The following is a 6,307-nucleotide window of genomic DNA, read 5'->3' on the forward strand; positions in this document are numbered from 1 at the left end:
CCGGTCCTGTCCCGACCGGTCCTGTCCCGATCGGGAAGCGTCCCTGTCGGGGCCTGCCCGGGGTGCCCAGGGCCAGGAGCGCGCTGATTTTTACTCAGAGTCGCGACTGGTTCGCATAGTGACACGGCCATGCGTCCGGAATTTCCTCGAGAACGGCAAGGGAAACTATTACTACTCAGAGTGCCGATCTTTTGGGGTATCACCCCGTCCGGAACTGGGCGAAAGCGATCTCTCGTTCAGTTCGTCGCTCTTTCTGTTGATGTCGGATTCCTCGCGGTTGTGTGTACACCGGTCGAAACGGGTCACGGAGGAGGCGCGGAGCGGTGTGCGCCGGCCACTGCCCGACCGGCGATTCTCGCTGGTCCCGACGTCTTCGGCAACGGTTTTCGGTGACGGTTTTCGGCGATGCTGCGGTTTTCGACGGCGTTGCCCGGGGAAGGATTCCCCAGCATGTTCGCACGGTGCGGAGCCAGTATGCGCCTGTCCCGCTCGGTCCGGATGCCGGGTCTGGCGCACCGCCGGGCCCGGCCCCGCCGACGGCGGCCGGTGCCGGCCGTGGCGGCGGCCCGCGGGATCGTCGACCAGCGGACGAAGGTGGCGCTCGGCCCGGCCGCCTGACCGGTCATGGGTGCCGGCGATCCGCCGGCGTCCGGTGTCGGCGGCCGGCGCCGCCGCGTGGGCGGTGCGACGAGAACCGGCGCGACGAAAAGAGGTTCTTACAGCGAGAAAAAGTGGAACATTTTCCGCGATCTTTGTTCCGGGGAGAACTCTTGAGTGTTTTCGACAGTCTCATGCACGGACTCGACGAGGGCGACCGTGACCGGGCGCTGGATCTGATCAGGGACCGGATCAGCCAGGAACGCCACCGGGCCGAGGGCGGCGACGCGGTGCGCCGGGTCGACCGGGGGACCGGCCTGCGCCGTGGTGGTGCCGGTACCGGTGCCGGTGCCGGTGCCGGTACCGGTGGCCGCCGCATCCCCGCCCATCGGGACTCCCACCGCCGGGAGCGTTGACCGGCGCACGGCCGCGACGTGGGCAGGACGCCTGTCCGGGCCGACAGCGGGCCCGGACACGCCAGCGGACCTGGACCCAGTGGACCTGGACGACAGCGGAAACCACTGAAACCAGCCACAACCACAACCAGTGCCCGTCGTGCGTAGGTGGAAAGGGCTGTCCGGACGACGTTTTCCACCTACGGGCATCGAAGCCGTAGGTGGAAAAGAGCTGTCATGACAGCGGTTTCCACCTACGACTGTGGGGTTACGACTGGCGGGCGTCGGACGCCGAACGGCGGACGACACGGGCCGCGAAGACGCCCGCGCCGAAACCGTTGTCTATGTTGCACACCGCGATGCCGGGAGCGCACGAGGTGAGCATGGCGAGCAGTGCGGTAAGCCCGCCGAGGGACGCGCCGTAACCGACGCTGGTCGGGACGGCAACGACCGGTGTGCCGACCAGCCCGCCGATCACGCTCGGTAGGGCTCCCTCCATGCCGGCGATGACGATCAGGCAGTCGGCCCCAGCCAGCTGGTCACGGACGGCGAGGACCCGATGCAGCCCGGCGACCCCCACATCCATGATCGTCTCAACGCCCGCCCCGGACGCGCGGGCGGTCAGCGCGGCCTCCGCGGCGACCGGGGCGTCCGACGTCCCGGCGCAGACGACGACAACCCGGCCGCGAGCCGGGGGCAACGGGCCGACGGCAACCGTGACCGCACCCTGTGACACACCGGCCGCATGACTGGCAAAGGCCTCATGACCGGCGAAGATGGAGCGGCCGGCGGTGCCGGTACGGCCGGTGGTATCGGCATGCTCGGCGGTGCGGCCGGCCGCCGCGGAGGGTGTGCTGACAGCGTCGCCGGACGCCCAGGCCGCTGTCCGCGCGGACATCGTGAGCTCGTCCGGCCAGCGCGCCCGCAGCGCCGCGACGGTGGCGGCGTCGGCCCGCGTGACCAGCGTCGGACGGCCGGGGCCGGCAGTCCGCCGCAGTTCGGCGACGATGCCGACCGTCTGCGCCGGGGTCTTGCCGGCGGCGTAGACGACTTCCGGGTCGCCGGTGCGAAGCCCGCGGTGGGTGTCGACACGGGCGTACCCGAGGTCGCTCCAGCCGCCGCCGTCGCCGAGCGGGCCCGCGGCCAGGCGTGCCAGGGCGTCGTCCGGCCCGACCGTGCCGGAGGCCACGGCATCCAGCAGGAGCCGCACATCCTCCGTGTCCATACCGCCGACCCTATGGGTCCGCCGCCTGGATCTCTGCCGCCTGTTCGTGCCGACGGCCCGCCCGCGCCGCCGCTGTCCGGCCCGCCGGAACGGCCGGGCGCCGGAACGGCCGGGCGGCGGGGTGACCGGGGCGGCGGGGGATAGCCGGGGCGGCCGGGCGGGGCCCACGGATGCGATCCGTCACCGGACCGTAGGATCGTCGAGGTGGGAGACGCGGAGCCGGCAGAGCTGACGACGGGCCCGGTGCTGGATGCCGGGTGCCCGTTCGCCCGGTATCCAGCACCTCGTACCGTTGAGAGATCCGCTTGGGACGCGTCCGGGCTCTTCTCCTCCTGGGCACTGTCGGGGCACGGTCGGGGGCTGCCGCGATGTCCGTTGCCCCGGTGACCGGCTCCGCCATGGGGGCGCCGCCCGCCCCGGCGGTCCCGCCCCGTCCACGTGGAAGGCTGTCGGCATGACATCCGGAAGGTCGTCGGTATGACGTCAACGACGCGTCTGGTCTATCTGGGGCCGCCCGGCACGTTCTCCGAAGCGGCGCTGATGACCCTGCCGATCGCCGACGGGGCCCGGCTCGACCCGCTGCCGAACGTGGCGGCGGCACTGGACGCGGTCCGCCAGGGGGACGCCGACGGTGCGCTCGTCCCGTTCGAGAACTCGGTCGAGGGCTCGGTGTCGACGACCCTGGACGAACTGGCCGCCGGTGATCTGCTCCAGGTCACCGCCGAGGTCGTGCTCCTGATCCGGTTCGCTCTGCTGGCCCGGCCCGGGACCGTGCTCGACGCGGTGCGCACGGTTTCCAGCCATCCGCACGCCCAGCCGCAGTGCCGCCGGTGGCTGGCCAAGAACCTGCCCGACGCGCGGTGGGAGCCGTCGTTCAGCAACTCCGAGGCGGCCCGCCGGGTCCAGGCCGGGGAGGTCGACGCCGCGCTCGCCGGCGCCTTCGCGGCCCCCCGCTACGGCCTGTCGGTGCTGGCCGACGACGTCCAGGACGTCGACGGTGCGCAGACCCGGTTCGTGCTGGTCACCCGCCCGGCCCCGCCGCCGCCGCCCACCGGGGCCGACCGCACCACGGTGGTGCTGTTCGAGCGGGACGATCATCCCGGCGCGCTGCTGGAGATCCTGACCGAGTTCGCCGTCCGGGGGGTCAACCTGACCCGGCTGGAGTCCCGGCCGACCGGCGCGGGGCTGGGCCGGTACTCCTTCTCGATCGACTGCGAGGGGCATGTGGCCGAGGCGCGGGTCGGGGAGGCGCTGTCGGCGCTGCACCGCCTCTGCGCCGAGGTGCGTTTCCTGGGCAGCTATCCGCGGGCGGACGGACGGGCCGGGGCGGTGCGGCCGAGCACGTCCGACGATGCCTTCCACGAGGCCGCGGTCTGGCTGTCCGGCCTGCGCGGGGACACCCGCGGCCGAGGCCGCTGACGGATCCGCGGCCTGCCAGCAGTGACGGCCTGCCGGGTGCGCGCACTGCCCTGACCGGGAGGACGGGGGCCCTGACCGGGAGGACGGGGGCCCTGACCGGGAGGACGGGGGCCGGTATGGCCGTGGTGGCGGCCGTCGGCTCCTTCACCCGCGTGATTCGACAGTATTCGGTCATGCATTTCTGACCGCTCTGGGACGGATATACACTTTTTGACCAGCTCTCTGGGGGCTTGCGGATCCGAGGCGGACGCGATGCCCCCGGATCGTCGTGGTGGGTCGTCCGAGGTTGGAAGGGGCGATCGGAGCCGCGGATGATTACTGTGCGTCACGTCCGGTTGGTCCAGATAGTGATCGCTTGTGTCGTGGTCCGCACGTGTTCTCTCCCGCTTCTCTGTCAGGTCGCGACACTTCGGCATTTTTTTGTGTTACCTTGAGTTACATTCTCGCTACCAAGAGGGTTCGCCCGGGTGGGCGGACGAGTTGCCTCGCCGACAGGGAGGCCAGGGAGTGCGGTAGTCATGATCGATACTGGCGAGCTGTCCCTGCCAGTGCCCCGGGAGCCCGGACCAGCGGGACCGGTGGAGCCGGTCCAGCGGGAATCCCCGTCGCGCCGGGGGCCGCGCGAACAGCCGTGTGAAGAGCCGCCGTGGGAGGAACGGCGGAAGGGGCCCGGTCACACCGCTTCCGGCCCGTCGGCCGGCTCGGCCGGCATCTGGCCGGCGCTGCCGGGTGCGCAACGGCCCGTTCCGTCCACCGCGCCGGTCATGCCGGTCGCGATCCCGGCGGCCCGTACCCCTCCGGATGATCGCTTGGATGTCCGCGCGGCACCGGCGCCGCCAGGCCACGCGCTCCCGCCAGGCCACGCGCTCCCGCCAGGGCCTGTGATCCGGCCGGGGCGGGTGGCTGCCGGGTTTCCCGCGGGCTCCTCCTCGGACGGGCAGCCCCCGCCGTCAGAGCCGACGGTGGACGCGGGCCCGCCGATGTCCGACCGCAGGCAGTTCCACCTGTATGCCGGTGCCGCCATGGTGGGCGCGCTCCTCCCCGACACGCAGCTTGCGGATCTTCTCGACGCGCACGGCACGACCGCGCAGGCCGCGATCGCCCATGCCGAGGGATGGCTGGCCGGCCTGCTCGCCACCCACGAGCACACCCCGCCCGCCCAGATGGTCACCGAGACGGTCCGGCTGCGGCACTACCTGGACCAGCTCGCCCAGCGCCAGCTGACCGGCTCCGATGCCCGCCGGCTGCGCGTCACCGCTGGCCGGGCCACTGTCCTGCATGCTGACGCCGCTTTCAAGCTTGGCCAGCCCGAGGTGGCCGGGGCCCTGGCCGCCGCCGGTTTCGCGGCCGGGGAGTGGGCCGGGGACGGCCCGTTGCGGGGGTCCGCGCGTGAGATCGGGGCGGTCGCCGAGTTCTACGGCGGCCGTCCGGACGTGGCCCTGCGGCTCGCCCAGGACGGGCTGCGGTATGTCAGCGCGGGCCCGGTGCGGGCTCGGCTGGTCTGTCAGGAAGCCCGCGCGCTGGCCGCGCTCGGTGACGTCCGGGGCGCTGCGCGCGCGCTCGACCTGGCCTATGACCTCGCCGACATGATTCCCGTGGAACATTGGGGATCTCCGGGGCCGGGCTTCGACACCTTTCACCCGGTCGAGGTCGCCTACAACGCGACCACGGCGCTGTGCCTGCTCGGGCGGTCCCGCGCCGCCGAGGAACACGCGCAGCTCGCCATCCCACGGCTGGACGCGATGAACGCGCCGGGGTTCCGGTCGGTGATCCGTCTTGATCTGGCGTTGGCGCTGGCCCGCCAGGGCCGCCTTGAGCTCGACCGGGTGTGCGCGCTGGCCACCGAGGCGATTTCGATCTCCTGGGGGCGCACGGTGGCGTCGGCGTCGAACCGGGCCGACCAGCTGCTCGCGATGACCCGGGCGCACGGGGATGTCCGGGAGGTCCGGGAGCTCGCCGCGTACGTCCGGGGATGGCAGCGGGAGGGCCGACGTCAGCCGGCCGGCCCGGACGAGGCTGCCGCCGGAGCGGGCGCCGCCGGGTCGCGGGCTGCCGTCAAGCAGGCCGCCGGAGTGACGGCTGCCAGGACAACGGCCCCCGCGGGAAGCGAGCGGTGAGTCATGGCCGGCGCTGACCCCGTACAACCTCCGTAGCATCATGATAACGGACGGTGCATATCACGTGAATCACTTGAACGGCGCACGAAGGCCGGTGAGTGGCCCGGCCGCCGGTGACGGGCGTTTCACCGTCGCCCGGGCCTGGGAAGTTCTTCGGGAGATCTGCGCGGAGGCCGGCCTGGACGGCCAGGACGCGGAAATCATCAAAGTCGCAGCGAACGCGGTTTTCCGGCTGCCCCGGGCCGGGGTGGTCGTCCGGATATCCGGGTCGCGGGCGATGGCGCACCGGGCGGACAAGGTCGTCCAGGTCGCTCGCTGGCTGGCCTGCCACGGTGTCCCGGCCGTGCGCCTGGCGCCGGGCCTGCCGGCGCCGCTGTGGATTGCTGGCACCGTGGCCACCCTGTGGGTCGATGCCGGCCGCGGGGAGCCGCTGGAGCCGCTGGAGCCGGGAGGGCCGCTGGAGCCGGCAGCCGGGGCTCCCCTGCCCGCCGTCGGCGGGGAGGCCCAGCCGCCTGCCGGGGCTCGTGGGCCGGCGGCCGGGCACGGGCCCGCGG

The 6,307-nt window shown here is 72.7% G+C and carries 5 protein-coding genes and 1 pseudogene; 5 read left to right on the forward strand and 1 reads right to left on the reverse strand.

Going from position 1 to position 6,307, the window contains the following annotated elements; genetic code table 11:
* Positions 1-450: 450 nt before the first annotated feature.
* Positions 451-618, forward strand: a complete 168-nt coding sequence (locus NBX02_RS01040) for a hypothetical protein (RefSeq protein ID WP_250286915.1) — start codon at positions 451-453, stop codon at positions 616-618.
* Between the two features lie 152 nt (positions 619-770).
* On the forward strand, positions 771-1,013 hold the full coding sequence (locus NBX02_RS01045) for a hypothetical protein (RefSeq protein WP_250289592.1): 243 nt from the start codon (positions 771-773) through the stop codon (positions 1,011-1,013).
* A gap of 247 nt (positions 1,014-1,260) precedes the next feature.
* On the opposite strand, the gene larB is transcribed toward NBX02_RS01045, so the two are convergent.
* Positions 1,261-2,217: a nickel pincer cofactor biosynthesis protein LarB gene (larB, locus tag NBX02_RS01050; RefSeq protein ID WP_250286917.1), complete on the reverse strand. Its 957-nt coding sequence runs from the start codon at positions 2,215-2,217 to the stop codon at positions 1,261-1,263.
* Between the two features lie 477 nt (positions 2,218-2,694).
* Here larB and pheA point away from each other — a divergent pair, with 477 nt between their 5' ends.
* From pheA to NBX02_RS01065, 3 genes and pseudogenes are all read left to right on the forward strand, one after another.
* Positions 2,695-3,636, forward strand: coding sequence for a prephenate dehydratase (gene pheA / locus NBX02_RS01055; RefSeq protein ID WP_250286919.1), 942 nt, complete (start codon positions 2,695-2,697; stop codon positions 3,634-3,636).
* 980 nt (positions 3,637-4,616) lie between these two features.
* Positions 4,617-5,753: a hypothetical protein gene (locus tag NBX02_RS01060; RefSeq protein WP_445548194.1), complete on the forward strand. Its 1,137-nt coding sequence runs from the start codon at positions 4,617-4,619 to the stop codon at positions 5,751-5,753.
* Positions 5,754-5,847: 94 nt separating this feature from the next.
* A pseudogene (locus NBX02_RS01065) lies at positions 5,848-6,307 on the forward strand (aminoglycoside phosphotransferase); the annotation flags it as partial.

It is taken from the genome of Protofrankia sp. CiP1_Cm_nod1 (assembly GCF_920888515.1).
GTDB lineage: Bacteria > Actinomycetota > Actinomycetes > Frankiales > Frankiaceae > Protofrankia.

Excerpts from the sequence above, each read along its gene's own strand:
- NBX02_RS01040 (WP_250286915.1), top strand. The coding sequence starts at position 451 with ATGTTCGCACGGTGCGGAGCCAGTATGCGCCTGTCCCGCTCGGTCCGG.
- larB (WP_250286917.1), bottom strand. The coding sequence starts at position 2,217 with ATGGACACGGAGGATGTGCGGCTCCTGCTGGATGCCGTGGCCTCCGGC.
- pheA (WP_250286919.1), top strand. The coding sequence starts at position 2,695 with ATGACGTCAACGACGCGTCTGGTCTATCTGGGGCCGCCCGGCACGTTC.
- NBX02_RS01060 (WP_445548194.1), top strand. The coding sequence starts at position 4,617 with ATGTCCGACCGCAGGCAGTTCCACCTGTATGCCGGTGCCGCCATGGTG.